Source organism: Myxococcus eversor (assembly GCF_010894455.1).
In the GTDB taxonomy this organism is placed as follows: Bacteria; Myxococcota; Myxococcia; order Myxococcales; family Myxococcaceae; genus Myxococcus; species Myxococcus eversor.
The window spans coordinates 19672-46468 of sequence record NZ_JAAIXY010000039.1; the positions used below are offsets into that span (position 1 = coordinate 19672).

At 70.5% G+C, this 26797-nt stretch carries 19 protein-coding genes; 7 read left to right on the plus strand and 12 right to left on the minus strand.

The genetic code is table 11. The features are described 5' to 3' along the window. Positions 1-38 precede the first annotated feature (38 nt). Entirely contained in the window at positions 39-593 is a 555-nt protein-coding gene (locus G4D83_RS44365) for a hypothetical protein (RefSeq protein ID WP_163871024.1), read from the minus strand. A gap of 352 nt (positions 594-945) precedes the next feature. On the opposite strand from G4D83_RS44365, the gene G4D83_RS44370 reads away from it, so the two are divergent. After that, entirely contained in the window at positions 946-1596 is a 651-nt protein-coding gene (locus G4D83_RS44370) for a hypothetical protein (RefSeq protein WP_163871025.1), read from the plus strand. 14 nt (positions 1597-1610) lie between these two features. Here G4D83_RS44370 and G4D83_RS44375 read toward each other — a convergent pair whose 3' ends face one another. The 6 genes from G4D83_RS44375 to G4D83_RS44400 all read right to left on the minus strand — a co-directional run bounded on the left by G4D83_RS44375 (position 1611) and on the right by G4D83_RS44400 (position 8971). Then, positions 1611-2543, minus strand: a complete 933-nt coding sequence (locus G4D83_RS44375; RefSeq protein WP_176436880.1) for an acyl-CoA desaturase — start codon at positions 2541-2543, stop codon at positions 1611-1613. Positions 2544-2709: 166 nt separating this feature from the next. Continuing rightward, on the minus strand, positions 2710-4446 hold the full coding sequence (locus G4D83_RS44380; RefSeq protein ID WP_163871027.1) for a caspase family protein: 1737 nt from the start codon (positions 4444-4446) through the stop codon (positions 2710-2712). Between the two features lie 154 nt (positions 4447-4600). Further along, entirely contained in the window at positions 4601-5461 is an 861-nt protein-coding gene (locus tag G4D83_RS44385) for a hypothetical protein (RefSeq protein ID WP_163871028.1), read from the minus strand. Between the two features lie 17 nt (positions 5462-5478). Continuing rightward, complete coding sequence (locus tag G4D83_RS44390; RefSeq protein ID WP_163871029.1) at positions 5479-6165, minus strand: RNA polymerase sigma factor; 687 nt, start codon at positions 6163-6165, stop codon at positions 5479-5481. A 13-nt stretch (positions 6166-6178) separates the two neighbouring features. Next, on the minus strand, positions 6179-7393 hold the full coding sequence (locus tag G4D83_RS44395; protein ID WP_163871030.1) for an RCC1 domain-containing protein: 1215 nt from the start codon (positions 7391-7393) through the stop codon (positions 6179-6181). A 108-nt stretch (positions 7394-7501) separates the two neighbouring features. Then, a complete protein-coding gene (locus G4D83_RS44400; RefSeq protein WP_163871031.1) occupies positions 7502-8971 on the minus strand; it encodes a DUF4397 domain-containing protein in 1470 nt (489 codons plus the stop codon). 211 nt (positions 8972-9182) lie between these two features. On the opposite strand from G4D83_RS44400, the gene G4D83_RS44405 reads away from it, so the two are divergent. Further along, a complete protein-coding gene (locus G4D83_RS44405) occupies positions 9183-11210 on the plus strand; it encodes a S9 family peptidase (RefSeq protein ID WP_163871032.1) in 2028 nt (675 codons plus the stop codon). A gap of 193 nt (positions 11211-11403) precedes the next feature. Next, on the plus strand, positions 11404-11949 hold the full coding sequence (locus G4D83_RS44410; protein ID WP_163871033.1) for a hypothetical protein: 546 nt from the start codon (positions 11404-11406) through the stop codon (positions 11947-11949). Between the two features lie 20 nt (positions 11950-11969). On the opposite strand, the gene G4D83_RS44415 is transcribed toward G4D83_RS44410, so the two are convergent. Beyond that, positions 11970-14678, minus strand: a complete 2709-nt coding sequence (locus G4D83_RS44415) for a sensor histidine kinase (protein WP_163871034.1) — start codon at positions 14676-14678, stop codon at positions 11970-11972. A gap of 231 nt (positions 14679-14909) precedes the next feature. Here G4D83_RS44415 and G4D83_RS44420 point away from each other — a divergent pair, with 231 nt between their 5' ends. Further along, positions 14910-16871, plus strand: a complete 1962-nt coding sequence (locus G4D83_RS44420; RefSeq protein WP_163871041.1) for a potassium transporter Kup — start codon at positions 14910-14912, stop codon at positions 16869-16871. 579 nt (positions 16872-17450) lie between these two features. Continuing rightward, a complete protein-coding gene (locus tag G4D83_RS44425) occupies positions 17451-18470 on the plus strand; it encodes a hotdog family protein (protein WP_163871035.1) in 1020 nt (339 codons plus the stop codon). On the opposite strand, the gene G4D83_RS44430 is transcribed toward G4D83_RS44425, so the two are convergent. Both G4D83_RS44430 and G4D83_RS44435 read right to left on the minus strand, forming a co-directional pair. Then, a complete protein-coding gene (locus G4D83_RS44430) occupies positions 18471-19052 on the minus strand; it encodes a TIGR02265 family protein (protein WP_163871036.1) in 582 nt (193 codons plus the stop codon). It lies immediately after the preceding gene. A 63-nt stretch (positions 19053-19115) separates the two neighbouring features. Continuing rightward, entirely contained in the window at positions 19116-19853 is a 738-nt protein-coding gene (locus tag G4D83_RS44435) for a metallophosphoesterase (protein WP_163871037.1), read from the minus strand. A gap of 452 nt (positions 19854-20305) precedes the next feature. Between G4D83_RS44435 and G4D83_RS44440 the strand changes: the two genes are divergently transcribed. Together G4D83_RS44440 and G4D83_RS44445 are read left to right on the plus strand one after the other, a co-directional pair. After that, the gene (locus G4D83_RS44440; RefSeq protein WP_205522863.1) at positions 20306-21937 is read left to right on the plus strand and encodes a golvesin C-terminal-like domain-containing protein; all 1632 of its coding nucleotides are present in this window, start codon (positions 20306-20308) and stop codon (positions 21935-21937) included. A 25-nt stretch (positions 21938-21962) separates the two neighbouring features. Beyond that, positions 21963-23045 (plus strand): TolB family protein, encoded by a 1083-nt coding sequence (locus tag G4D83_RS44445; protein ID WP_163871038.1) that lies wholly within the window; start codon positions 21963-21965, stop codon positions 23043-23045. A gap of 7 nt (positions 23046-23052) precedes the next feature. Here G4D83_RS44445 and G4D83_RS44450 read toward each other — a convergent pair whose 3' ends face one another. After that, on the minus strand, positions 23053-25440 hold the full coding sequence (locus G4D83_RS44450; protein WP_240357174.1) for a sensor histidine kinase: 2388 nt from the start codon (positions 25438-25440) through the stop codon (positions 23053-23055). 164 nt (positions 25441-25604) lie between these two features. Continuing rightward, positions 25605-26474: a carboxypeptidase regulatory-like domain-containing protein gene (locus G4D83_RS44455; protein ID WP_205522864.1), complete on the minus strand. Its 870-nt coding sequence runs from the start codon at positions 26472-26474 to the stop codon at positions 25605-25607. Between the last annotated feature and the right edge of the window lie 323 nt (positions 26475-26797).

A 26797-nucleotide genomic window follows, 5' to 3' on the forward strand; every position in this document is an offset into this window, starting at 1 on the left:
GCTCCGGCGGTGTTCTCGGAGCGCGGTCGCCGGACGGCTCAGGGTTGCGTGACGTGGAGGAAGCGCGTCTCGACGCCGGGCAGGGACTCGGCGCCCGTGCGCGTGCCGGTGAGCACCAGGGTGAAGTCCCCGACGACGGGCAGGGGGAAGCAGTCCCCCACCGTGAACTTTCCCTCCAGGGTGAGCTGGAGGGGGCCATTCGTCGCCCGGCTTCCTCGCCCCGAGGTGACGCTCAGGGTCGCCGTGCAGTTGCTCTCCTCGACGAAGACCTCGCACGAGCCTTCGCTGGTGGAGAAGGTGTTCTCTCCGGTCATCGTCGCCCGCAGGTCCTGGTCGCAGGTGAGGGACTCGGAGCGGATGGTCAGGGCCGTCTTGGAGCCGGAGGCCGCCGAGATTCGCACCGTGTCCTCCAGCTCTCCGTTCTGGGTCTGTCCGTTGAGGGTGGCACTCAGGGTGCCCGTGCTGTCGTAGGCCCCGGTGACGTTGGACCGATGGTCCGTCGTGTTGTCCTCGCCCCCGCCCCCCTCCGCGTCGTCGTCACCACAGCCGCCGAGCACCAGCAGCGCGGACGCCAGCAGCATTCGCATGCGCATCACTTGGACTCCCTCCATCCCCAGATGAGTGCCTTCGTGTGAGAAGGCTCGGGCGGGAGTATCTGGATGCCCGGCGCAGCGCGCAACGTGATGTGAGTGGAGGCCCCCGCTCCTGACGCCCTTCGCGTGCTGGCGGACAGTGCCCGGTGTGTCACGGCGTGTGGAGCGGGGGGCTCGGTCCGCGCGCTGTCAGCGTGTCACGCGTCTCGCGGGCCCTCGTTGACACGATGTCGCGGGGTGGAAGGCTCGTGAGGTGGAGCTCCCTCTGGAGTGAGGTTGTGCACGCTCATTGCACACGGGGAGTGGGTCGCTGGACGAGTGCTCCAGGGACGTCATCGGGGGAAGTCCGAACATGAAGCCCATTCACATGCTGTGTCTGACGTTGCTGTCGTCCGCTGTCGCTCACGCCCAGGAGATGAGCGTCGCGCCGTCCGTTTCGGAGGGTCGCAAGACGGTGCTGGGGGTCGCCATCACGCCCAATGAGTGGAGTGTGGTGACCTTGGAAGGGGAGCGCGTGGTGAGTCCTCGCGTGTCATTGGGGCTGGGGCTGCGCACGGGCTTGAGCCGCCGCGAAGGGGATTCTGGCCTCTTGGTGAATGGCGAGGAACCCGAGACGATAAACTCGACCTTCCTCCTGGGTGTCGTGCCCCGGGCGCGGTTCTTCCTGGTGGGGGACGCGCCAGAAGGGCTGTGGGTTTCTCCCCAGGTCGAAGTCACTCGGATGTGGTCGCGCTACGAACAGGAATGGGCAGGGAATGTCACGGGGAGTCGAACCCGCACGTGGCACCTCGGCATGACGGGGTTGCTGGGGTACACGGTCATCCTGGGGCGGGGGCTCGCGGTGCAAGCAGGTGTGGGCGCCGGGGTCTGGCGTGAGTCGAGCCACAGCACGCTGCGAGGCATCAGCTATCCAGACGGTGAGGTCGTGCAGGAGACCGAGGAGGAGGACAGCAGATGGGGGCTCGATGAGCGCATGATGTTGTCGCTGGGCTGGGCCTTCTGAGCCGTGGCGCGGTGCTACACCGGCAGGTGTCGGCGGAGGCATCCACGCGGGCCGCGCGGGTGCTTTCGGGGGCCTTGGCGTCGGTGCGCTCCGGGCCGCAGTGGCAGGTGGTTCATCGTCTTCACGTCGTGCACGAGGCCCAGCGTGGCCAGTGCCTTCACCGCCCACCAGCCCGGGTCCGGCTGTCGCCAGCCGAAGCCCATGCGCGCCGAGCTGGGGTAGGCGTGGTGGTTGTTGTGCCACGACTCGCCCATGCTCACGAGGGCGAGCCAGCCCGCGTTGCGGCCCTGCTCCGCGCACCCCTGCATCTCGTAAGGCTGCTCTCCTTCGACGTGGCTCACGTAGTGGATGAACCAGAAGCCGTCCTGCGTGAGCGCCAGTCGCACGAAGACACCCCAGAACACCCACGCGGGGCCGCCCACCGCGTACAGCGCGAGCGCGAGCGGCACCTGGAGCCAGAGGTTGGCGCGCTCCAGCGCGAGGAAGAACGCGTCATTCTCGAGGTCGGGTTCCACGGGGGGATAGACGCTCGCGTCGCGTGCATGCCACGTGCGGAAGAGGGCGTGCGTCATCGCGCTGAGGAAGCCGTCGCGGTAGCCGAAGTACTCGGGGCAGTCGGCCTCCGGCTGGTTCTGGTGGAAGTCGCGCAGGTGGTGCATGCGGCTCATGCCGAGGACGCTGCCCAGGCCCGCCAGCGTGCCGAGGAAGCCGAGTGCCCGCTCCACCGCGCGCGGCGCGCGGAAGGCGCGGTGGATGAGGCCGCGGTGGATGCCCACCGAGAGACCGAGGCACATCGTCGCCACGGTCAACACGGCGAAGACCGCCACCGCGCTCCACGAGAAGTACAGCGTCCCGCCGACGAGTGCGCCCACATGGAGAAGGGTCCATCGGAGCACCTTGCCCGCGTCCCACCGTGCCTCGCCCCACCTCGTGATGTCCGTGCTCATGCACCGCCCCTTTCGGAGCGGGTCCAACGCAAGCATCCTGCCAGGAAGACACGGGCCTGATTCCAGGGACTTGAGCGGGTGCGAGGGCGCTGCTGTCAACGCCGTTCACAGCGCGCCGCGCACGGTGTGGACGGTGATTGGTTCCGCACGGTGTCAGTGGTGGCGCTCAGCGCTCCAGTCCCAGCTCCACGCCTGGAATCCAGCGTCCACGACGATGCCCGTCCACGCGGACTCCATCGAAGTCGAGCCCGAAGGCGCCGCGCACCGCGAAGTCGCCCGCCCTCCAGCGCAGGCCCGCGGCACCGCGCGCTGTCAGGCCAAGCGAGTCACCTTCCCTGCGGCCGGGTCTGTCCACCACCGTCATCAACCAGCCCGCGCCCAGCTCCGCGAATGGCGCCAGCGTGCCTCGGCCACTCAGGCCGCCCATGGCCAGCACCGACACTCGCTGAAGCGTGGCGCTGTCCACCCAGGCATCCGGCGCGAGCGAGTAGCTGGCCCGCGCGCCCCACCGGATGATGCCGGGGCCCGGTACCCGCCAGGACAAGGACAGCCCGCGTGCGACGCCTCGTCCACCCAGCGGCGGCGCGCCGAGCGTGAGGCCCACCTCCAGGCCCAGCGAGCGCGGCAGGCTCGACGGGTCTCCGGGCGTTACGGCCCGCGAGAAGTCCACAGCGGGCCCACCCGCCGACGTGACATAGCCCTCGTAGAAGTCGCGTCCGAAGGGCAGGGCGAAGAGCCCCTGGAGCAGGCTCTCCTCGGCCGCGCCGCGCTGGGCCACCTCGGGAGGCGAGGGGCGGGGAAGCCGTCCCTCCTTCAGGTCCTCGAGCCGCACGCGGGCCTCTCCCCCGGGAGTGCGCAGCCAGTACGCATCGCGCTTCGGCAACGCGAGGGCCAGCGCCTCTCCAGCAGCCTGATGCGCATCCGCGAGTCGCACGCCCGAGGTGTCCTCCACGGAGATGCGCGCGCCCCGAGGCGTCGCTGGCAGGTCGATGCGGGGACCGTCGGGCACGGGGCCGATGAGCGCGCGCGAGGGGCTCAATGTCGGCGGGAAGGTGCGCAGCGCGAGCCGGGCCTGCGGAGACTTCACGCCCCGGATGGCGGCGGCGACGAAGGCGTCCAGTTCGCTGTACTCGACTCGACCGTCGCCGTTGACGTCCGCGCCACCCATCAGCGCGGAGCGCGCCGCATGGCTGAAGACACCCGCGCGGATGCGAGACCATTCGTGCGTCTCGCCCTCGTTGCTCTCCGCGAAGATGGCGCCGACGCTGGGGTGACCCGCGAGCTGCTCCTGCTCCAGCGCGCGTCGCAACCTCCGGAGCACCAGCGGGTCCGCGCCCCGGCTGCCCACGACGCCGGCCGCGTGGCAGGCGTCCACGAGCAGGTGCACGTAGTCCGCCTCGGCCCGCTCCACGACGCGCGAGTACAGCGCCTCCTGGTCCAGTCGTCCGTCAGCGAGCGTGAGGTAGGCGCGCGCGGACTCACCGGTGCGGCCATGGCCCACGTAGACGAAGAGGAAGTCCACGGTGCGGCCGGCCGCGCGGTCCGCCGCGTTGCGCTGGGCCAGCGACGCCACGGCTTCATCAAGCGCGGCGAGCGTGGGCACACGCGCGCCCGTCAGTCGCTCACGTTCCGCTTCGGCGGTGTCGGCGTCGGCGACGGTGAGCAGCACCACGTCCACGCCGAGTCGCTGAAAGGTCTCCATCCAGCGCACGCCGTCATCGTCCGCGTAGCGCAGGGGCGGCATGCCCGGGGAATCGCTCCCGTTGTATGCGACGACCAGGGCCCGTCGAACGGGAGGTGGCTCCGAGGACGTGGCGCCCGTCTCCGCGAAAGACACCGTCGCCCAGCACGCGAGCAACAGGACGAGGACACCGCCAGGCACCGGAACCGCGAGGAGTCTCATGCTGTTCCTTCCACGGACACGGCCGCGTCCCGTGCGGCGAACGGTGGACTCACGAGCAACGAACAGGCACGGACATCACCAGACGCCGGAGCCGCGATGGGGCTCATGGTGCCCTCCGCGCCCGCACAGCCATGGCTCGAAGCAGGAAGCAGGCTCATGGCTTCCCCGCGATGCGGACGCGATGCTGCACGCGCACGACATCCTTGACCGACTCACCGCGCGCGGCGGCGAGCGCCTCGGATGCGCTGCTCGCGAACACGGCGGTCAGCTCCACCTCGCCCGTGTCGGGCAGCTTCGGCGTGAGGTCCAGCGCCGCCTCCGAGCCTGGAGGCGCCTTCACCTCGAACGGCCCTTCCACTCGCAATCCCTTGTCGGTGCGCACCGTCACCACGACATGTGTATAGGGCGCGCGGACTCCCGCGGCGAAGGCGAGCGCCGCACCCGCCGGACAGTCACCCTGTCCTCGAACCTCCCGAAGCTCCGCCTCCTCGGGGACGCAGAACAGCCGCATCACCGTGGCGGCACCCTGTCCCTCGCCACGCGTGCCCCACTCCGTCGTGTCGCTCGGCAGGCTCAGCCACAGCAACCCCGCCGCCGCCATCAAGCTGGCCACCCATGCGCCGCCCACATGTCCCAACGACGGCGCATTCCAGACCCCAAGCACCCACGCCCACACCCGTCGCCCCAGACTCCACGCACCGCCCAGGTCCTCCTTGTGCAACCGGTCCACGCGCGCGGCCTGTCCAGAGGACTCGCGAGACGCCTCCTCCTCCACGGCGGCGAGGACAGCGCTCAGTCCGCGCGACTCGAGCGACTCCAGCTCCCCCGGCGTGGGCTCGGTGATGGTGTCGCGGGCGAACATGCGGCGCAGGTTCATCACCCGCTCGTAGCGCGCGCCGCACCGGGCACAGCCTCGGGCATGACTCAGCACGCGGCTCCACTGGCGCGGAGGCAGGACACCCTCGTTGGCGAGGTGGACGAGCTGTCGGTCCACGTGTGGGGTGAACAAGGCCATGGGGAGACTCACTCGGGTCAGGGCACGAAGTGGGGGAAGAGCAGGGCCATCACCGCGGCCGTGGCGGCGGCGGAGGGCAGGGCATCGGGCGCGTCAGCGGTGAGCCAGCCCTCCTCGACGAGGAAGTCGGTCATCGCGCGGCGCAGCTTCGTCTCGCGCGTGCGCAGCTCCTGTCGGGACCACCCGAGCACCAGGCCCGCGCGCTCCTGGGACAGGCCCTGCACGAAGCGCAGGTCCGCGAGCCGACGCGTCGCCTCGTCGAGGCCGGAGAGAAAACGTTGCACCAGCTCGCGCGTCTCCGCCTCCAGCGCGCGGTCCTCGGGTGAGGGCGAGTTGCTCGCCAGCCGCTCCGCCGTCGGCGTGTCATCCAGCGCCACCGCCTCGCGAGCGATGCGCCCCGCCGCCCTCAACACATCCACCGCCGCCTGCCGCGCCAGCGCATTGAGCCAGAGGGAGTATGGCCGCACGCCGTCATACGTGTGCCGGGCCTGCTCGCGGAACGCGCGCACGAAGGTCTCCTGGTGCGCGGCCTCCAAATCCAACGGTCCCACGCGCGCCAGACCTCCAGGTCCTCGCGACACGTACGTGCGCGACAGGAACCGCGCCACATGTCCGGAGTACGCCCGGTACACGCGGGTCAGCGCTCCCGGCTCTCCCCGGCGAAAGGCCTCCAGCAACAGCGGGTCTTCCTTCAGCAGCGACATGCCGTCCTCCTTCTCAGGGGGCCCCAAGCCCCTGGACCACGGCCGGCGCCACGCGGTCCGACTGCGTCCCATCACCCAACTGGCCGGTGGCGTTGCCGCCCCAGCACCGCACCTGTCCGTCGCGCATCACCGCGCAGGTGCTCGTCACTCCGGCGGACAGGTCCACGACTTCATTGCCCAGGGCCGTGACGTCCACGGGCGCCGCGCGGTGGATGCGCGTTCCATCGCCCAGTTGTCCGTCGCCATTGAGTCCCCAGCACCGCGCGCCTCCCTCCGGGCCCAGCGCGCAGGTGAACTCATTGCCCGCGCGCACCTGACGCATGGTCGACGGCAGCCCCACCGGTCGCACCGGCGTGGCGCTGTCCAACGCGGTGTCATCCCCCAGCGCGCCCGAGACGTTCCGCCCCCAGCACTCCAGGTCGCCCACGCCCACGCGCGCGCAGGTGTGGCCCAGGCCCGCCGTCAGCGCGCGCACCGGCCCGGACAGTCCTCTCACCCGCACCGCTCCCGGCTCGGGCGTCGGACTGGCGAGGCCATTGCCCAGCTCGCCATAGGCATTGGCCCCCCAGCACCACGCCTCGCCATCGGTGGTGGCGGCGCAGGTGTGGTTGGCACCCGCCGCGAGCACCGTGAGGTTCGCGGGAAGCCCCAGCACCGGCACGGGCCTGGGCGTCTTCCCCGTGAACTCCCCGCCGAGCTGGAAGAAGTCGTTCGCGCCCCAGCACATCACCTGTCCCCCCGCGTGCAGCGAACAGGAGTGCGCCAGACCCGACGTCACGGTCACCACGTTGGTGCCCGCGCCCGGCACGTCCACCGGCTCCAGCGAGGCCATCGTGTTGCCGTTGCCGAGCTGCCCCAGGGAGTTGTCCCCCCAGCACCGCACGGTGCCACCCTCCACCACCGCGCAGGTGTGCTGCCCTCCGGCGGCAATCGCGAGCACGCCCGAGCCCAGTCCCCGCACGTCCACCGCCGAGGCGCGAAGCGCGCGCGTCCCATCCCCCACCAGCCCGACTCCGCCCCAGCACCGCACGCCGCCCGTCTCCAGGAGCGCGCACGCGTGCTGACTGCCCACCGACACCTTCCGGGCCAGGCCACGCTGCCCGCTGTCCGGGGCCGGGCACGAAGCGCCATCCTCGTCGCAGTCTTCGGCCGTGGTGCTCCGGATGGGGTCCAGACACGCGCTGGTCGACGCGAGGAGCAGCACGAGGAGGCCGAAGCGTCGCTTCATGGGACTCGGTTCTCGGGGAAAGAGACAAGCGGGCGCCGCGGAGGAAGTGGCTCCGCGATGCCCGCCCTGGCGTCTGGGTATTTCCGGGACGAATGTGCTGGGAAAACGTTACGGGAGCGGATGCACGTTGATTGCGCTCCACGGCGAAGTGCTCGTGTCCACCAGCACCAGCCGGAAGCCCGCCTCGTTTTCTCCAGGCGTGGGAGCGAGCGCGCCCGCGGCCACCGCGAAGACGCCCCGACCCACGAAGGCGGACGTGTCCAATTGGAAGCGGGCCACCGGGGAGCGCTCGGAAGCCGCCGAGGCGGACACCCCCACCACCACCGCCGTGAGCGAGGGAATCGCCGCACCCTCCGCCGCCGAGGCGCGGCGATAGGGCACGTCATTGAAGGCCGCGTTCGTCGGGACGACGCCACCCTCCAGCGGGCCCACGTCCACCATCGGCGCGTCGGGCGAGGCGTGCACCACGCGAAGCCGCAGGTTGTTCGCATCCGACGCGAAGCCCTCGGAGAACGCGAGCAGTTCGAACGTCGAGTCCGCCGGGTCGTCCCTGGACGGGCTGAGGAAGCCCCCGGCCAGCGCCAGGTAGCGCTCACCGGCCACCAGCGCGGGCGTGGCCCTGGAAGCGGCGGGTGCACCCGACGGACGCGTGCCGCCAGCGGCGTTGGCGAAGAAGTCCAGCGTGTAGCTGCCCGGGGGCACCTGGATGGGAGTGGACAGCTCGCCGAAGGTGAGGTCATCCACCAGCTCCGTGGTGCCCACGAAGAGGTCCACCGAGGGCGCATCCGGCGAAGCGTGCAGCGCATAGACGACGGGATTCTGGCGAACCAGTCCGACACCCGCGGCCAGCAGGCCGAAGCCCGCGGGAGCGCTCGGCTTCTGGGAGAGCTGTCCGGTGGCGATGACGAACACCTCCCCGCGCGAGGGCAGGGCGGGCACGGTGAAGGACGTCACCTTCGCGTTGGTGGCGGTGCGGATGCCCACCTGGAGCGACTGGCCGGAGGGCAGCTCCACGCCCGTGGCGCCCGTGTCCTGGAAGCGCTGCAGGCCGGTGATTTCCGAGGAGCCGTCATCCCCCACGTCGATGGAGACGGTGGGCGCGTCCGCGCCCGCGTGGACGATGCGCACCCGCGTCCTGCCATCGGCGGGAGGATTGAAGCCCTCGGTGAGCGGCAGCACGCGGAAGGCGCGCGTCGCGTCGCTGGAGGCCAGCAGCCCCGCGGCCACCGCGCTCACGGTGTGGCCCGAGCCCAGCACGAGCGGGCCGGTGGAGTAGACGGGCGCGGAGGAGGCGAGCGCACCCGCCGCGCGCACCTGGACGTTGTACGTACCCGTGGGCACGGTGGCGTAGGCGGTGGCGTCGCCGTACTTCACGTTGGTGAAGAGGGGCGTGGACTGCCCTTCCGCGTAGATGTCCACGGCGGGGGCGTCCGAGGACGCGTGGATGATGCGCAGCTTCGCCTGCGTGGACGGCGTCTGGTCGGGCGGCGTCTCGTCGTCTCCGCAGCCGGCGAGGGTGGACAGCGTGGCGGCGAGCGCCGCGGTGAGGCAGCGATGACTCCAAGGGCTCTTCGGCATGTCGCACTCCAGGGGTGTGCGGCCGTCGCCCGAGGGAGCGCGACCGCGTTTTCGGGAGCCCCTTACGGAACGAGCCGTGAAACCTGGTTGGTCCCGCTGTCTGATTTGGCGCGGCGAAGGATTGTCCACCCTCGAGCAATCACCGGGCTCGGGGTGGAATGACGCGGTGCGGGCAGGACAGCCGGAACGCTGCTGGTAGCGTGCGCGCACCATGAACCCTGGACTGCTTCCTCTCGTCGTGTCCCTGCTCGCCGCGCAGGCCCCCGCGCCCGCTCCGGCGGCCCAGGCCCCCAAGCCCCAGGCCTCCGCCAGCAAGCCCTCGCAGGTGCCGGGAATCGCGCCGCTGCCCGGCCAGCCCAACCTGTGGGTGAGCAACGTGCCGCCGGTGCCGGACGCGTTCCGTCAGCGGATGGAGCAGTACCTGGAGGCCCGCTCCGCGTCGCTCGTGGACATCAGTGATGACGGCAAGCAGTTGCTCATCACCACGCGCTTCGCCGACACGAATCAGCTCCACGTGGTGGAGATGCCCATGGGCGCGCGCACGCAGCTCACCTTCGCGAAGGAGCCCATCAACAGGGCGGCCTTCCAGCCCGGCGATTCGAACGTCATCTACTTCCTGCAGGACAAGGGCGGCGGGGAGTTCTTCCAGGTGTTCCGCCTGGACAGGCGCACGGGGCGCTCGGAGTTGCTGACGGATGGGAAGAGCCGGCACTCGTCGGTGAGCGTCTCTCCGGATGGCCGGTGGCTGACGTACGGCGGCACGGGGCGCAACGGCAAGGACACGGACGTGTACGTGGCGCCCACCGCGCAGCCGAAGCAGGCCCGTCGCGTCACGGAGCAGGAGGGCTCCTGGGAGCCGATGGCGTTCTCCAACGACGGCACGAAGCTGCTGGTGGCGCAGGCGCGCGCCATCGACGACGTGGACCTGTACGTGGTGGACGTGGCCTCCGGCGCGCGTCAGCGAATCACGCCCCAGGAGGGCAAGGGCGGAGTCACCTCCGTCGTCTTCGCGCACGACGGCAAGAGCGTGTACCTGGCGACGGACCGCTACAGCGACTTCGCGGAGCTGTACCAGGTGGCGCTGGACAAGGCGCCGCCCACCGCCGCGCCGGAGTCCCTGACGAAGTCGGTGAAGTGGAACGTGACGGGGCTGGCCCTGTCGCCGGATGGCCGCAAGCTGGCGGTCTCCTTCAACGAGGATGGCTTCACGAAGGTGTCGCTGCTGGACACGCGCACCAAGGCCCTGTCGCCGCTGGACTCGCTGCCCAAGGGGGTGGCGTTCGGCATGGGCTTCCCGCTCAAGCGCTCCGACCTGCTGGCGCTGACGTTGGGGGATGCGAAGAGCCCCATGGACGTGTGGACGGTGGACTTGAAGTCGCGCAAGCCGACGCGGTGGACGCGCTCGGAGGTGGGCGGGCTGGACACGAATACCTTCGTGGAGCCGACGCTGGTGCGCTACCCGTCCACGGATGGCGTCCAGGTGCCGGCGTTCCTCTACCTGCCCAAGGACGCGAAGGGGAAGGTGCCCGTCATCGTCAGCTTCCACGGCGGCCCGGAGGCGCAGAGCCTGCCCACGTTCAGCACCTTCGCGCAGTTCGCCACGGCGGAGCTGGGCATGGCGGTGCTGGTGCCCAACGTGCGCGGCTCGGATGGCTACGGCAAGGTGTACCGGGCCATGGATGACGGCGTGAAGCGCGAGCAGAGCCTCGCGGACATCGGCGCCACGCTGGACTTCATCGCCTCGCGCAAGGAGCTGGATGCCTCGCGCGTGGGCGTCTCCGGCGGCTCGTACGGCGGCTACATGACGCTGGCCTCGGTGGCCTTCTATCCGGAGCGCTTCAAGGCCGCGGTGGACGTGGTGGGCATCTCCTCGCTGCCCAGCTTCCTGGAGAACACGCAGGCATACCGCCGCGACTTGCGGCGCGCGGAGTACGGCGACGAGCGAATCCCCGAGGTGCGCAAGGTGCAGGAGCGCATCTCTCCCTTGGGCTCGGTGTCGAGGATTCGCGCGGCGCTCTACGTGCAGCAGGGCGCCAATGACCCGCGCGTGCCGCAGTCGGAGGCGGAGCAGATTGTCCAGGCGGTGCGTCAGCGTGCGCCGGACGTCTGGTACATGCTGGCCACCGACGAGGGCCACGGCTTCCAGAAGAAGGCCAACCGCGACTCCGCGCAGATGACAACGATGATGTTCTTCGAGAAGCACCTGGGCGCGCCCCGGAACCCCGAGGCCGCGAAGTAGCCGCGAGCCGACACGCTGGTACCCCTGGAGGAGGAGCGAGCAGGCCTCCTCCTGGGGGGGGCGAGCGCGGGTGGGCGGGCCTCCCAGGTCCAACACAAATCCGCGGGGTTGCGACGCGAGGCATGACGTCGCGGTATGAGATGCGCAGACTGACGTTCATGGGAATGTCAATCCAGGACGAGGAGCTTTCCCGATGAAGCGCTTTCTGAGCCCGCTGCGGCGGGGTGTGCTGGCGGTGGCAATCGTATTGGGGGCGGGAGTCGCTGTCTCTGCGCCGAAGGACGACGCCATCAACCTGCGAATCGCCCGGCAGCAGTACAACCTGGTGATGACCTCCGAGAACGTGACGGGCCAGGACTTCCAACTGGCGCGGACCGCCAACGGGCTGCGGGGGCAGACCTACCTGGGCGTCGTCGACGTGAAGTTCAAGGAGGGCGAGGTGAAGGGCTCGCTGGGCAGCGCCCTCGTCAACCTCAAGGTGAAGCGGGACGGCGACACGGTGGAGGCGGAGGGCGGCTTCGGTGGGCGTCCGGCGACCGTGAAGCTCAGCAAGGATGAGCTGAAAATCTACATCCGTGACTGCACGTACCGGCTGAAGGCGCGCGAGCCGGGCCGCTCCTACGCGGGCAAGCGCAGTTGCGACACGTCGCTGGTGCCCGAGTCGGAAATCTGGCTGCCGGACGAGTTCCTGGCCGCCAGCCCCGAGGAGAAGGTGGCCCTGCTGCTGCTGGCGCTGTGAGTCGAAGGGCGGCGGCGCTCTCAGCCGCGCGTGCGTGGCAGCTCCACGGTGAAGGTGGAGCCCACGCCCAGCACGCTGCGCACGGCGATGTGGCCGCCCATGGCCTCGACTATCTGACGGGAAATCCACAGGCCCAGGCCGAAGCCGCCGTAGTTGCGCTCGGACACGGCGCGCTCGAAGCGGTGGAACAGCCGCGACAGGTGCTCCTCGCCAATGCCGATGCCGCCGTCGCGCACCTCCACGCGCACCCTGGCCTCGTCCTCCAGCAGCACCACGTGCACCGGGTTGCCGCGCCCGTACTTCACCGCGTTGGACACCAGATTCGTCAGCACCTGGTCGACTCGCAGCTTGTCCCAGAGTCCCGGGGCCTGGGGCGCCAGTTGAAGCTCCAGCCGCGTGCCGGTGCGCTCCGCCTCCGGCTCGAAGCGCTCCACCACCTCGCGCACCAGCGCCACTAAATCCAGCGGCTCCGGGCTCAGCTCCAGGCGTCCGGCGCTGATGCGGGACACGTCCAGGAGGTCGTGGATGAGCTGCGTCTGCCGCTTCACCTGGCGGTCGACGACTTTCAGGGCGCGCTCCAGCCGCTCCGGCGTCACCCCCGCGGGAGCGCGCGCCAGGCCCGCGAGCAGGCTCTGCACCTGGAGTTGCAGCGCGCTGATGGGCGTCTTCAGCTCGTGGCTGGCGATGGAGAGGAACTCCTCGCGCAGCCGGATGGCCTGCCGCGCCTCGCGGTACAGGCGCGCGTTGTCGATGGCCAGCGCCGAGCGCCGCGCCAGCTCCTGCGCGAGCGCCAGGTCCTGCGCGTCGTAGTCCCGCCGTGAGGTGACGAAGCTCAGCGCGCCCAGCGTCTGCCCGCGCACCTGGAGCGGCACGCACAGCCAGGAGAAGCAGCCGCCCGCGCCGGGGGGGCGCACGCACTCCGGGGCGTCCTCGCTCATGCCCGTGCGCAGCTCCGCCTCGCCGGAGGCCACCACGCGCGCGACGACGAGCAGGCCCGGCGAGGGCTGGCCGTCCAACGCGCGGTACTCCTCGCTCGCGTGCGCCGAGGCCACGCACTTCACCTCGCCGTCCTCGTCCGCCAGGAACACGCCGCAGCACTCCGCGTAGGACGGCACCGCCAGGTGCGCCACGCGCTCCAGCGTCTCCTCCTGCTCCAGGCTCGTGGCCAGCACGCCGCCCGCCTCGGCCAGGAAGCGCTGCGCCGCCTCGCTGCGGTGTCGCTCGGTGACGTCCACCGCCATGCTCAACACCTGCTCCGCGCCGCCAGCGGAGGGCTGCACCAGCGCGGTCCACAGCGCCACCTGCAGCGGCGTGCCGTCCTTGCGCCGCCGCTGCATCACCGCGCCGCCCAGCGACTCGCCACGGCCGGCCTTCTCCAGATTGCGGCGGAACTCGTCGTGCTTGCCCTCGGGCACCACCGGCAGCACGGTGCCGAGCACCTCCTCCGCCGTCCACCCGAAGATGCGCTCCGCCGCCGGGTTCCACATCCGCACCGTGCCGTGGATGTCCACCAGGATGATGGAGGCGGGGGAGGCCTGGATGATGGCCGCCAGTCGCTCGTTGGCCTCGGCCAGCTCCGCGCGGGCGCGCTGCTCCTGCTCCAGGAGCCGGGCCCGCGCCACCGCCTGCGCGCCATGGTGGGCGAGCAGCTCCAGGAAGGCGCGCTCGTCCGCGTCGAAGACGCGCGCCTCGGAGAAGGCGAACAGCAGCACCCCCAGCGCGCGGCCCTCCACCAGCAAGGGCAGACACACCGAGGCCGGCGCGGGCTTGCGCACCACCCGGTGGCGCGTCTCATCCATCTCCGGGTAGCGCTCCGCCAGCTCCTCCGGCGTCTCCAGCCACACTGGCCGCGCCTCCAGCAGCGCCTCCGTCATGGGCCCCCGTCCGTCCAGGGGCAGCACGCCGAAGGCCTCCATGAAGGGCCGGGGGTCCTCGTAGCCCGTGCACCTCAGGAGCCGCGCGTGCCCGGCGTCCAGCCGCCACAGCGCGCCGCGCGCCGCGCCCACCGCCTCCACGCCCTGCTCGACGATGACCTCCGCCACGCGCTCCGCCGACAGCACCTGGGACAGCTCCGCCGTCACCCGCTGGAGTCGCGACAGGCGCCCCGCGGAGACCTCCGCCGCCTGTCGGGCCTCCTTCTCCGCCGCGTACGCGCGCGCCACGTCCAGCGCCAGCGCGGCGCGGTCCGCCAGCTCCTGGAGGAGCAACTGCTCCCCCGCCTCGCCGGGGCGCTCCGCCGCCGGGTCCTTCCACACGGTGAGGGTGCCCAGGCTCCGGCCCCGCGCGCGCAGCGGCAGCACCATCAGCCGGGTGAAGGGGAAGTCCTCCAGGAGCCCGTGCTGCTGCGGAGGCACCAGGCGGCGCAGCGCCTCCGGGTCGGACTCCGACAGCCACAGGGCCTCGCCGGTGCGCAGCACCTCATGGGACGGGCCTTCGTCCGCGCGCACGGCGGGAGGACTGAGTGTCTGGAACAGCAGCCGGGCCTCCGGGGTGGAGGCGGCCGAGGCCACGGTGCGCAGCCAGAGCCCGTCCTCGGACAACAGCCGCAGCGTGCAGGCGGCGCCGAGCAGCGGCACCACCAGCGCGCACAGCCGCTCCATGACGGCGGGAGGCTCCAGGCTGGCGTCGGCGAGCACCCGCGACGCCTCCGCCAGCAGGGCCAGCCGCTCCTCCACCTCCGGGGCGTGGACCCCGAAGTGCCGCGCGTCTCCGTACCGGGCTGCTGCCATGTTCGATTGCGCCCCCGCTCGCGCGGCATGGGAGCACGGGAGGGCGGGAAGGGGATTCCCCTGAAGGCGCCCCCCGGCCCTCCGTCATGGCTAACCAACATACGTCCACTCAGGACTGTTCGTAGGGGACGCACGCTCCGTCGCACACCGACAGGCGGAGGCAGCGGGGTCCACCCGGTCATACATTGGCCTACACGGGCGTTGGAATCCACGGAGCGTCGCTCCGCGTCCATTGCTACCCCCAGGCGTTCGGTTAAAGGGGGGACCGTGAAAGCCACCACCACCGGGGTATCGGGCGGCGAAGAGGCTCGGGAAGGCCCCGACTCCTTCAAGCGCACGGCACTCCTGGCCCTCGGGGCCCTGGGCATCGTCTACGGCGACATCGGGACGAGCCCCCTCTACGCGCTGCGCGAGTGTTTCACCGGCCCGCACGGCATCCACCCCACGCCGGAGAACGTGCTGGGGGTGTTGTCGCTCATCTTCTGGTCCCTGCTCGTCATCGTCTCGGTGAAGTACCTCATCTTCGTGATGCGGGCGGACAACCGGGGCGAGGGCGGAATCCTGGCGCTGATGGCGCTGGTGATGCAGCGGCAGAAGGGACAGCAGGCGCACACGGCCCGCCCCGTGCTCATCACCCTGGGCATCTTCGGCGCGGCGCTCCTCTACGGCGATGGCCTCATCACCCCGGCCATCACGGTGCTCAGCGCGGTGGAGGGCCTCAGCGTGGCCACGCCCCTGGTGGAGCCGTTCATCGTCCCCATCACCCTGGCCATCCTCGTGGTGCTCTTCCTGGTGCAGCGGCACGGCACGGCGGGCATCGGCGCGGTGTTCGGCCCGGTGATGTGCGTGTGGTTCTTCACGCTGGCGGCGCTGGGTGTGAAGGAGCTGGTGCACAACCCCGCGGTGCTGGGCGCGCTGTCCCCCACGCACGGGGTGATGCTCTTCGTGCACAACGGCTGGCACGGCTTCCTGGTGCTGGGCGGCGTGTTCCTCGTCGTCACGGGCTGCGAGGCGCTCTACGCGGACATGGGCCACTTCGGGTGGAAGCCCATCAAGCGCGCCTGGTTCTGGGTGGTGCTGCCGGCGCTGATGCTCAACTACCTGGGCCAGGGCGCGCTCCTGCTCCGTGACGCGAGCGCCGCGCGCAACCCCTTCTTCCTCCTGGCCCCGTCGTGGCTCCTGTACCCGCTGGTGGCGCTGTCCGCGGTGGCGGGCGTCATCGCCTCGCAGGCGCTCATCTCCGGAGCCTTCTCGCTGACGCGTCAGGCGATGCAACTGGGCTACAGCCCGCGCATGGAGGTGGTGCACACCTCGGCGGAGGAGATGGGCCAGATTTACCTGCCGGGCATCAACTGGGCGCTGATGGCGGGCGTCTTCACGCTGGTGCTGACGTTCCGTTCCTCCAGCGCGCTGGCGTCCGCGTACGGCATCGCCGTGTCCACGACGATGGTCATCACCTCGGTCATGGCCTACATCGTCGCGCGTGAGCGCTGGGGCGTCAGCCGCAAGGTGGCGATGCCGGTGGCGGGCCTCATCCTCACGGTGGAGCTGGCCTTCTTCAGCGCCAACGCGATGAAGCTGGCGGACGGCGGTTGGTTCCCGCTGCTGCTCGCCGTCGCCGTCTTCACGCTGATGACGACGTGGAAGCGCGGACGCGACATCCTCGCGGCCAAGCTGCGCGCCTCCAGCATCCCCCTGAAGGAGCTGTTGGGCAGCTTCGGCGACCACCCGCCCGTGCGCGTGCCGGGCACCGCCATCTTCATGACGGGCAACGCGGAGGGCACGCCGCCCGCGCTCCTGCACAACCTGAAGCACAACAAGGTGCTGCACGAGCAGGTGGTGCTGCTGACCATTCAGTCCGAGGACGTGCCCCACATCCCCGCGGCCGAGCGCGTGGAGGTGGAGCCCCTGGAGCAGGGCTTCGTCCGCGTCGTCGCCACCTACGGCTTCATGGAGAACCCCAGCATCCCGGACGTGCTCAAGCGCTGCCGCGAGAAGGGCCTCCAGTTCCAGCTCATGGGCACCAGCTTCTTCCTGGGCCGGGAGACGCTGATTCCCACCAAGCGCCCCGGCATGGCCGTCTGGCGCGAGGCGCTCTTCGCCTGGATGAGCCGCAACGCCCGCAGCGCCACCGCCTACTTCCGGATTCCCCCCAACCGGGTGGTGGAGCTGGGCAGTCAGGTGGAGCTGTAGCAGGCCTTGGCGTCCCGGCCCCGTCTTCCAGGGGCCGGGCTTCGCGTCCTCCGAGGAACGCGCAACACGCCGGAGCGCGTCTTCCGCCCAGGCCACCTCCCGACAGGTGAGGGCCGGCTGGAAAATCCTCCGGAAATTCCCCCAGCGGAAAACCCGCTCCGCTGGAAAAGGCGTCCACCGGCCTGGAATGGGTGGTCGGACTGGAATCCTGCCGGTCCACCATCACTTTGCCTACGGTGTCCGGAAAGACGCGCTGTGTCTGAGGACCCAGTGACATTGTAACTCTGCGGAAACACGGCTGCGGCGCGGGCGATAATGGGGTGAGTTCAACCCACTCGGCGTCCTGACGCCATGCGTTGAGTGTGGGTTTGGGGTGTCCTTTGACACACTCCAGGTGACACGGAGTGGTGATTTTATCCTCCCTGAACATAAAATTACCTCCCCACTGGCAACTCCAGGCCTGGTTGTGCGATGATATTTCCACCGTACAGAAATAATCCTGTACGGATGAAAGCCTGCTCGCTTACAGTGCTTTCAGGTGTCGCGCACAACCCCGTGTCCGAACTGAGGTCATCCCCCATGCTCGACGTCGCCTCCTCGATCCTCTCCTCCGGTCTCTCCTCCTCCGCGCCTTCGGCGACGCCTTGGACTGAGCAGCCCCTGCGCGACTGGTCGAACCTGGCCCCGCACACGGTGCTGAGCGCGCAGGAGCTGTATCCGCGGATCTGCGTGCGAGACCCGTACTTCGCGCTGAAGGACGTGACGGTGATGGGGCAGGGCGAGGTGGTGGCGCGAATCCCCGTGCAGCAGGACCCGGACGCGGAAGCGGGCCTCATCGGTATCGCGGAGGCGGGGCGGCACCTGGCGATCCTCGGTTCCTGCGCCTCGGCGCTGGTGACGCCCAAGGACGGGCAGCACTTCTACCTGGCGTGCGGCGCGCGCGGTGAGTGGCTGCGCCGCGAGCCGATGGCGCGCTCCACGGACCTGCTCTGGGGCCTGGCGCAGGCGAGCTTCACGGGCAAGCGCACCGCCACGGCGCGCACGCTCCTGTCCGCGCCGGACGGCACCCCGGTGTTCCGCCTGGAGGTGGACTACAACGTGCTGTCCGCCGCCGCCTTCACCCGCCTGTTCGGCGAGGCCCGCGTGGAGATGCGCAGCGAGCCCCGTCGCGACGACGGCGTGCAGCGCACCCCGGAGGAGTGGGCGCGCATGCGGCAGAACCCGTATGGCAAGTCGCTGGCCCTGCGCGACTGGCGCCCGGACGGTGAGAGCCTCACCGCGTCCCTGGGCCCCGTGACGGCGGAGATGTGCAAGGGCCACTTCGCCCTGCACCCGGTGATGCCCGTGGCCATTGTCGCCAGCGGCATGACGCGCGTCGCGACGACGCTCCTGCGCAAGCTGGAAGGCGCGCCGTGGGCCCGCGTGCTCGCCAAGAACGTGAACCTCAAGGCGGACAGCCTCGCGTACGCCGGCCAGACGGTGGTGTTCGGCGCGGCGCGCCGCTCGCACGACGGCGCCGACCACGTCTTCACCTGCCAGGCGTCCGTGGGTGAGCGCGTCGTCGCCGAGCTCGACGTCACCTTCGAGCGCGTGGAGTAATCACTCCCAGGTGATGTCGTAGTCCACGCGGTCGATGCCCTGTGGATGGGCCTTCGCCGTGCCAGTCAATCCCAACACTTTCAAAGCGCCGGTGAGAATGCCCTCGTGATACGCGGGAGGCAGCATGTCTCGACGTACGCGAAGCGTCCCTGACTTGGGTCCCGTCGTCACATACTCGCGGGTGCCGTACGTCACGGCCGCGCTGTAGCCCATCTGCGCTCCAGAGAAGAGCTTCTGCGGGTCTCCTCGGGAGATGATGCCGAAGATGAGCATCCCCGGGCCGGTGGAATAGCGTGTGACATTGGACTCGCCGCACGCGTGGTACACGGCGTTCTCAGGCCCCATCTCCGGCTCGAGCGCGTCCGCCGCGACATAGAGCAGGTGGAGGAACTCCTGCACCGGATAGGTGCGCAGGTCCGAGTAGTCCTTCGACAAGTCACCCACGCGCAGCTTCTCCAGCGCGGCCAGGCCCGCCCGCTGCTGGACCATGCTGAACACCGCCTTGAAGAACAGACCGCGTACCGCGTCGCCGGGCTGGGTGGCCGCGAGGCGCTCGGCGAGCTCGGCTTTGTTGGACGGCATGTCTTTGAGCTCCTGCTCCGGCCCGTGCTCCGATGACGGAAGCACGTTCAGCTTAACCCCACTTCACACCTCGTCGAGCAGCATCGGCTTGAAGCCGGCCGCATCGCACGACGCCAGCACGTAGCGCACGCCCGCGCGCTCCCCGGTGAAGCCCGCCGGGATTCCCGTCGAGTGCAGGTGGCCGTACACGCAGACCTTCGGCTTGAACGCCTCAATCGGCTCGCTGAACGCCGTGGGCTTCTCGTTCGCGTACAGCGGAGGGAAGTGCACCGCGGCCACGCGCACCAGCGGCGTGCGACTGGCCGCCTCCTTCTTCTTCGCGTCCTCGATGGACGTCGCCAGCCGCCGCGTCTCCCGCTCCACATAGCCGTCGTTGACGGGCTCGTCCCCCATCTCCCCGCCGGGCATGGGAGGCGCCTCGGGCGCGGTCCACAGCCGCGTGCCGGCAATCACCCACGGCCCCATCACCGCCGCGCTGTTGTGAAGGAACGCCTCCAGCGTGCGGAATGGCTCCAGGAGCTTGCGCAGCTTCGACGCCGAGTCGCCCCACCAGTAGTCATGGTTGCCGCGCACCAGCAGCTTGCGCCCCGGCCGCGCGTCCAGCCACGCCAGGTCGTCCATCACCTCGTGCGCCCGCGTCGCCCAGGAGATGTCGCCCGCGACGATGACCACGTCGTCCGGCCGCACCATCTCGTCCCACGCGCGCTGGAGCGGAAGCGGGTGGTCCGTCCACCCGAAGCGATGCATGTCCTTCTGTCGCGTGGAGGGCAGATGCGTGTCGCCGATACCAAAGAGCCGCATGCGCCCCCTCATACCGGATGATTCGCCCTCCAGGCCCCAGAACTCCACGCGCCCCAGGCCCTCGCCTGCTTCCCCCAGAAACCCCGCACGCCGTCCTCAATCCGGCCAGGGGATAAAAGACGAGAAATACGAGAAATGTCGTAAAATCAGTTTACGCCGGGACTGTCTCGAAATGCGCCACTGCGACACGGGCGGCCATTCCGGGGGTGGGTGGAAGTAGGCCTGATGTGGGCGTGCCCGTCATTTCAGCGGGTTGAAATGTTCACTCGGATTTCGAGGAGCGAGAAGAGAGGCGCGGAGGTGGAGCATGGATGCTCCACCTTGGGGGGCGCGTGGGGGTGGAAAGCGGGGATGGCGTGGCTGGCATGCATGCTGCTCAAGGGCCCGCGCTGCGCCGCTCCCGTGGACGGGGGCGGACCGAAGAGCTGCTGACCCCCTCGAAGGAGCTCCCCATGCACGTGTTGTGGAAGACGTTCGCGGCCTCTGCCGCGGCCCTGGCCCTGTCTGCCTGCGGACCGCAGCCAGAGGCGCCGCCGCAAGAGACCCCCCCGGCTTCGACGGAAGTCCCCTCGGGTGCGGCGGATGACGCGGCCCGCGCGGTCGCGGATGCGGCCCGTCGTACGCCGACGGAGCTGGACGCGCTGTTCGCGCAGGCGGCGAAGGAGTTCGACGTTCCGGTGAGCCTGCTCAAGGCCATCTCCTATACGGAGACGCGCTGGGAGCACGTGAAGGGTGAAGAGGAGTTCGAGGGCCGTCCCGCGGCGTTCGGTCTGCTGGCCCTGCGCGGCGCCAAGGTGACGGACGGCGCGGCGCTGGCGGGTGTCTCCGCCGAGGCCGTGCGTGACGACCGGCTGGCCAACCTGCGCGCTGGCGCGGCGCTGCTGTCGAAGTACGCCGCCGAGGCGGGCATCGACCGCGAGGATTTGGGCGCGTGGGCGCCCGTGGCCGTTCAGTTGACGGACATCACCGACGCGGACGTGCAGGCGCACTACGTCCACAACGAGCTGTACGCGGCGCTGCGCGAGGGCGCGGGCGCGTTCACCCCCGAGGGCAAGGTGGCGGTGTCGCTGGACGCCGCGCGGGTGGAGGCGAAGTTCGCCCTGCCGAGGATGCAGGCGCTGGCGGCGGGCCCGGACTACGGCGCCTCCATCTGGCGGCCGTCGCCCAACTACAACGCCCGTCCGTCGGGCACCAACGTGTCGATGATTGTCATCCACACGTGTGAGGGTGGCTACGCCGGGTGCTGGGGCTGGCTGGTCAACTCCGCGTCGGGCGTGAGCGCGCACTACGTGGTCAACGAGAGCGGCAGCGAGGTTTCGCAGCTCGTGCGCGAGTCGGACCGCGGTTGGCACGTGGGCGCCAGCTATACTTGTAGCCTGAACGGCAGCGTGGACTGTGGCCTCAACGGCGTGTCGGTGAACCACTTCTCGGTGGGCATCGAGCACGGCGGTTTCGCCAGCCAGACGTCCTTCCCCGCGGGCCAGATTGACGCGTCGGCGAAGCTGTCCTGCGACATCTCCAAGGGGCAGGTCATCACCCGCGACAGCTATCACATCGTCGCGCACGGCCGGCTCCAGCCGTCCTCGCGCACGGACCCGGGCCCGAACTGGCCGTGGAGCAGCTACATCTCGAAGATCAAGAGCTACTGCGGTGACGGCGGCACGCCCACGGGCACCATCATCGTGGACAGCCACAACGCGAACAACGACTCGACGAAGGCGCGCACGGACGTGCCGGCGTCGTGGGCGGCGGGCACCAGCGCGGGCTACTACGGCAGCGGCTACTACTACGCCTCCACGCAGCCCATCTCCGAGCCGGTGGTGTTCAACTTCTACATGGCGTCCGCGGGCTCGAAGACCATCGACGCCTGGTGGGTGGCCGGCACCAACCGCGCTCCGGCGGCGCCGTTCATCATCAGCCACACGGGTGGCAACAGCACGGTGACGGTGAATCAGCAGGCCAACGGCGGCGCCTGGGTGGCCCTGGGCACGTACAACTTCGCCGCGGGCTGGAACAAGGTGCAGCTCAGCCGCTGGACCACTGAAGGCTACGTCGTCATGGCGGACGCCATCCGGGTGCGATGACGTGAGGAAGCAAGGCCGAGAACGGATGCCGCGTTCCTGGCCGTGGCGAGCGCGGTGGAGTCTCACCGCGCTCGCCGTGCTCGGCGTCGGATGCTCCGGCCGGTGTGGCGGAGCGTCGGGCGTCGGGCCGCTGTCGAAGGAGGAGGCACGCGCCATTCCGGGCGTCGTGGTCTTCCTGTCGGAGCGGGCGGGACAGAAGGACGTGTGGCAGGTGAGTCCCGACGGGACGGAGACGCAAATCACCCGAGGCCCCGAGGACGACTACCCCGGCCCGGTGTCCCCGGATGGGAAGTCGCTGCTGGTGGTGGCCGTGCGCGAGCAGGGTGGAATTCAGTTCCAGCAGCTCCGCGTGCAGCCCCTCGCGGGGGGAGACGCGGTGCCGCTGCATGCCCCCAGGGCCCGGGCGCGCAACGCGAGCTGGGCGCCGGATGGCTCGTGGCTGGTGGCGGAGTCGGATGCCCAGGGCTTCAGTGATTTGGTGCGCCTGGAGCCGCGCGAGGGCGCGCCGGAGGTGCGGCTGACACAGGTGAAGGAGGGCTGCTTCGAGCCCGCCGTCTCACCGGACGGCAAGGAAGTGGCCTTCGTGTGCAGCCGCGAGGGCGACCCCGAAATCTACGTGACGAAGGCGGACGGCACCGAGGAGCGGCGGCTCACCGCCTTCCACCGCGAGGACCGCGCGCCGCTGTGGAGCCCGGAGGGCAAATGGCTCCTCTTCGTCAGCGACCGGGAGGACAAGGAGCGGCTGTACCTGGTGCGCCCGGATGGCTCGGAGCTGCGCGCGGTGTCGGGGAGCGGCTTCGCTGGCGACGAGCGCGAGCCGGCCTTCAGCCCGGATGGCCAGCGCCTGGTGTACGTGAGCCGTCTGCCGGAGGGCCTCAGTCGCCTCTGGGCGGTGCCCGTGGAGGGCGGGGTGCCGGTGGCGTTGACGGACGGCAAGCACCGCGACGACATGCCGGCGTGGAGCCCGGACGGGAAGTACCTGGCCTTCACCTCGGAGCGCGAGGGCAACACGGACGTGTACCTCATGCGCGCCGATGGCAGCGGCCAGACGCGGCTCACCACCGACAAGGCGCCGGACTGGCTGCCTCGCTGGGTGGCGCGCCGCTAGCCAGGTCTCATGCGAGGCCCTTCGAACCGGGCCCCTCTGGACGACGGAGGGGCTCCGGGCTCGGAAGGGCCGTGGGCACGCTGAAGCAGAAGGTGGCGCCGTGGCCCGGCTCGCTCTCCACCCAGATGAGGCCGCCGTGCGCCTCGATGATGAGCCGACAGATGTAGAGCCCCAGCCCCAACCCTTGTTTGTCGGACGCGCTGCCCTGTCGCGTCCGGTAGTACTTGTCGAAGACGTGCTCGGTGTCCTCTCGCGCGAGGCCCGGACCTTCGTCCCTCACCGACACCACGACGAGGCCCTCACGGAGGCATGCGCGCACCAGCACGGGCTTGTCGGGCGGGCTGTACTTGGCGGCGTTGCCCAGCAGGTTGGACAGCACCCGCTCCAGGCGGCGCGCGTCCACCCACGTCAGGGGGAGCGGCGTGGCCACCTCCAAACGGAAGCGCTCGCGCAGGTCCGGAGGGACGTCCCGCTCCAGCACGTCCTCGAGGAAGCGCGCCACGTCCGTCGGCTCGCGGCGCAGCTCGATGCGGCGGGACTCCAGGCGCGAGCCCTCCAGCAGCTCTTCAATCATGGAGCTCATCCACTCCACGTTGCGGAGGATGGCGTCCGTGAGCGCCTCCTCGCGCGAGAGCCGTCGCTCCTTCAGCTCGCGCAGCAGCATGCTCGCGCGCAGGGTGATGCCCTGGAGCGGGTTGCGCAGGTCATGCGAGATGAGGCTCACGTACTCCTCGCGCAGCCGCTCCAGCTCCCGGTGCGCCGTGAGGTCATGGCCGGTGATGACCACGCCGCGCTGCTCGCCTTGCGGCCCGAACACGGGCGCGGCGGTGATGAGCACGGGCGTCGTCCCACCATCCGGCCGCGCGATGATGATTTCGACCGGGCCCACCACCTTGCCCGTCTTCAACGCCCGGGTCGACGGCAGCTCCTCCCTCGTCAGAAGCCGTCCATCCGCATGGCGCAGTCGACTGAGGTAGGCGCCGCGCTTCGTATTCTCGGGGACGGGCCCGAGCAACGTCTCCGCGAAGGGGTTCGTCACCAGCGTGCCCAGCTCCGGGTCGATGAACAGCACCCCCACCGGCGCGTGGTTCAGCACGGCCTGGAGCAGACCCCGTTGCACCTCCGCCTCCTCGCGGGCGGCCTGCAGCCGGGCGATGGCCTGCTCGCGCTCGGTGACGTCGCGGAGCACCGCGAGCAGGCTGTATCCCTCGGGGCCTGACACCTGGCGCAGGCGGGCTTCCAGGGCCACCCGGGTGCCGTCTGCGCGCAGGCCATGCAGGGCTCGTCCATCCTCCGTGCCCCCCAGGCGGTGTCCGCCGAAGAGCCCCTCCGGCACCAGCCGCTCCACCTCGCGGCCCAGCAGCGCCTCGCGCGGGTGGCCGAACACGCGCTCCGCCTCCGCGTTGACGAAGCGCAGCAGCCCATCCGAGTCGACGATGAGCAGCGGCTCCGGCGTCGTCTCCAGCAGGCTTCGGTAGCGCGCCTCGGAGGCCTCCAGCGCCGCGGTGGCGCGCCGCCGTCCCGCCTCCAGTGTGTCCAGGGCCCGAGCGGAGAGCAGCACCAGCACCGCGCCGCCCGCGCTCAGCAAGGTGGCGAAGAGTGGGAGCTTCGCCTCACGCCCGAGCAGTCCCTCCACGCTGAGCAGGGCCAGTGCCGCGCCCAGGAGCGATGGCCCCAGCAGCGCCACGGGAACGAGCCGCCGCGCCAGGAAGCCGCCCAGGGTGTCCCGAGTGATTCTCCCCGTGAGGCCCCGCTCCGGCCGCAGGCAGAGCAGGCCCACGCCCAGGAGCAGCACCGCCAGCGCCGTGTACAGGCCCATGCCGCGTCGCGGAGGAAAGAACCCCCCGTCCAGCGCGATGAGGGGACCGAACAGCAGGCCATTGAAGCCCAGCAGCGCCACCAGCAGCGCGCCCACGACGAGCGCGTCCCGCCACGACTGTCGCTTCCCCGCGCGCCCCGGTACCAGCAGGGCGAGGCCCAGGAAGAGCACGCACAGGGGCGTGAGGGGCGAGGGGCGAATCATCGCGCTGAGGACGCCGAACGTCCTCGCGAGGAACGCCTCCAGCGCCGGCGGCAGACCGGCCAAGACCTGCAGCAGGCCGACGAGGCCGATGAGGCACATGCCCGCCGCGCAGAGGGCGGACAGCAGGCGGCTCATGGGGGAGGGGCGGGCGGGCAGCCTCAGTCCGAGCGCCACGCCTCCGAGCACCAGGGCGACCCCCGTGCGAGGCGCCGTCATGGGCATGCCGGAGACCTCGGGCCACGCGGAGTGCGCCGCGAAGGCCCAGCTCGCCAGGGAGACCAGCCCCATCAGTGGAGCGCCCGCCGCCGCGACCCAGGCGAGCGCGCGGGCAACGGCCTGGCTCTGGGGCTGGGCCCTCCAGGTCCGATTCATCGGCGTCCCCCCGGAACGCACGGGTGCTTCCGTCGAGGGCGGGTGGCCGCGTCACACGTGACGGCCCGCTGCCTCGCTCCTCACGCACCTGTCAGGGACATGGATGCGCACGCGCGCCGCGTCCGGCGTCGCACGGCGGGGCAGGGTGCCTGCCTGACCGCCGCTCATCGGGATGCAGGCGGATGGAGCCCCGGATAGAGGGTGAGCACCAGCCCCCAGCCGGGCGCGACGGCCACATTGCGCGCCACGTAGGCCTCCTCGCCCTCCACGCCCAGCCGGAACGTCTCCGCGTCCCCGGCGGTGTGCACGTAGAGGAAGAGGCCGTCCGCGGACGTGCCCACCTGGTTGACGCCGTTCAGGTCCGCCGTCGGATAGTAGATGCGCTCCGTCAACTCGCTCCGGTCCGGCACCACGCGCACGCCGGCGCGAGGCTGGCCGTTCTCGTCGACGACGCGCCCCAGCGCGAAGCCCGCGTCGCGAAGCGTGTGGGCCCGGTCCTCCGTGTGGCCTCGCAAGAGCGGCTCGCCCATGGCCGTGCCCAGCGCGTCGTGGAACGACTCCGGCAGCGCCCAGGCGCTCGACTCGATGACATCCGTGCGAGGCCGCGCTCCGGTGAAGACGCTGTCGTAGACGACGGTGACGGTCCGCACGAAGCCGGGTCCGCCCAGTCCCACGGCCAGCCCCTGGTGCACCTCGCGCACGGGGACCTCCGTCACCGCGAAGGCTCCGTCCTCCTGGAGCACGCCCGTGCCGAAGGTGGCGTTGACGTCATTGACCGCCACCCGCAGCGGCTCCTCGACGAGGATGGGCATGCCGCCGAGCGAGGGCACCGGCTGGCCCAGCGCGGTGAAAAGTCGCGCGGCCTCGGGCAGCACCTGTGCCTGTCCGCTGACGCGGATGCGCAGGTTGTCCAGGTCCACCGACTCGGCGTCCTCGGTCTGGAAGCCGGGGTCCGGAGCAGGGCCGCCGGAGCCGCAGCCGGACGACGCGAGCCCGAGAAGTACACAGGATGCCAGCAGGAATGGGCGCTTCATCGCTCGGCAACATTTCCATGCCCCCTCCGCGCGGCAATCCACCCGCGAACGCTCCGTCCCCTGTCCGACGCTCAAAGACAGACACCGGGCCGGCCACTCGCCCGTGAGGGACAAGGGACGCGGTCCGGTGTCGGAAATCCATCAACGGGGGTGGGCGGATTCGCCCGGAGGCTCAGCGCCAGCCGCCCTTGTTGTCACGGGAGCCGCCCGAGCTGCCACGACCACTCGGCGCGGAGGAGCCGCCACCCGAGCTCTTCGAGCCGCTGCTGCCGCCACCGCTGCCCCAGCTTCCACCGGAGCTCCGGCTTCCGCCGCCGCTGCTT

Coding starts and splice junctions, on each gene's coding strand:
- G4D83_RS44365 (WP_163871024.1), bottom strand. CDS start 593: ATGCGCATGCGAATGCTGCTGGCGTCCGCGCTGCTGGTGCTCGGCGGC.
- G4D83_RS44370 (WP_163871025.1), top strand. CDS start 946: ATGAAGCCCATTCACATGCTGTGTCTGACGTTGCTGTCGTCCGCTGTC.
- G4D83_RS44375 (WP_176436880.1), bottom strand. CDS start 2,543: ATGAGCACGGACATCACGAGGTGGGGCGAGGCACGGTGGGACGCGGGC.
- G4D83_RS44380 (WP_163871027.1), bottom strand. CDS start 4,446: ATGAGACTCCTCGCGGTTCCGGTGCCTGGCGGTGTCCTCGTCCTGTTG.
- G4D83_RS44385 (WP_163871028.1), bottom strand. CDS start 5,461: ATGGCCTTGTTCACCCCACACGTGGACCGACAGCTCGTCCACCTCGCC.
- G4D83_RS44390 (WP_163871029.1), bottom strand. CDS start 6,165: ATGTCGCTGCTGAAGGAAGACCCGCTGTTGCTGGAGGCCTTTCGCCGG.
- G4D83_RS44395 (WP_163871030.1), bottom strand. CDS start 7,393: ATGAAGCGACGCTTCGGCCTCCTCGTGCTGCTCCTCGCGTCGACCAGC.
- G4D83_RS44400 (WP_163871031.1), bottom strand. CDS start 8,971: ATGCCGAAGAGCCCTTGGAGTCATCGCTGCCTCACCGCGGCGCTCGCC.
- G4D83_RS44405 (WP_163871032.1), top strand. CDS start 9,183: ATGAACCCTGGACTGCTTCCTCTCGTCGTGTCCCTGCTCGCCGCGCAG.
- G4D83_RS44410 (WP_163871033.1), top strand. CDS start 11,404: ATGAAGCGCTTTCTGAGCCCGCTGCGGCGGGGTGTGCTGGCGGTGGCA.
- G4D83_RS44415 (WP_163871034.1), bottom strand. CDS start 14,678: ATGGCAGCAGCCCGGTACGGAGACGCGCGGCACTTCGGGGTCCACGCC.
- G4D83_RS44425 (WP_163871035.1), top strand. CDS start 17,451: ATGCTCGACGTCGCCTCCTCGATCCTCTCCTCCGGTCTCTCCTCCTCC.
- G4D83_RS44430 (WP_163871036.1), bottom strand. CDS start 19,052: ATGCCGTCCAACAAAGCCGAGCTCGCCGAGCGCCTCGCGGCCACCCAG.
- G4D83_RS44435 (WP_163871037.1), bottom strand. CDS start 19,853: ATGCGGCTCTTTGGTATCGGCGACACGCATCTGCCCTCCACGCGACAG.
- G4D83_RS44440 (WP_205522863.1), top strand. CDS start 20,306: ATGCACGTGTTGTGGAAGACGTTCGCGGCCTCTGCCGCGGCCCTGGCC.
- G4D83_RS44445 (WP_163871038.1), top strand. CDS start 21,963: ATGCCGCGTTCCTGGCCGTGGCGAGCGCGGTGGAGTCTCACCGCGCTC.
- G4D83_RS44450 (WP_240357174.1), bottom strand. CDS start 25,440: ATGAATCGGACCTGGAGGGCCCAGCCCCAGAGCCAGGCCGTTGCCCGC.
- G4D83_RS44455 (WP_205522864.1), bottom strand. CDS start 26,474: ATGAAGCGCCCATTCCTGCTGGCATCCTGTGTACTTCTCGGGCTCGCG.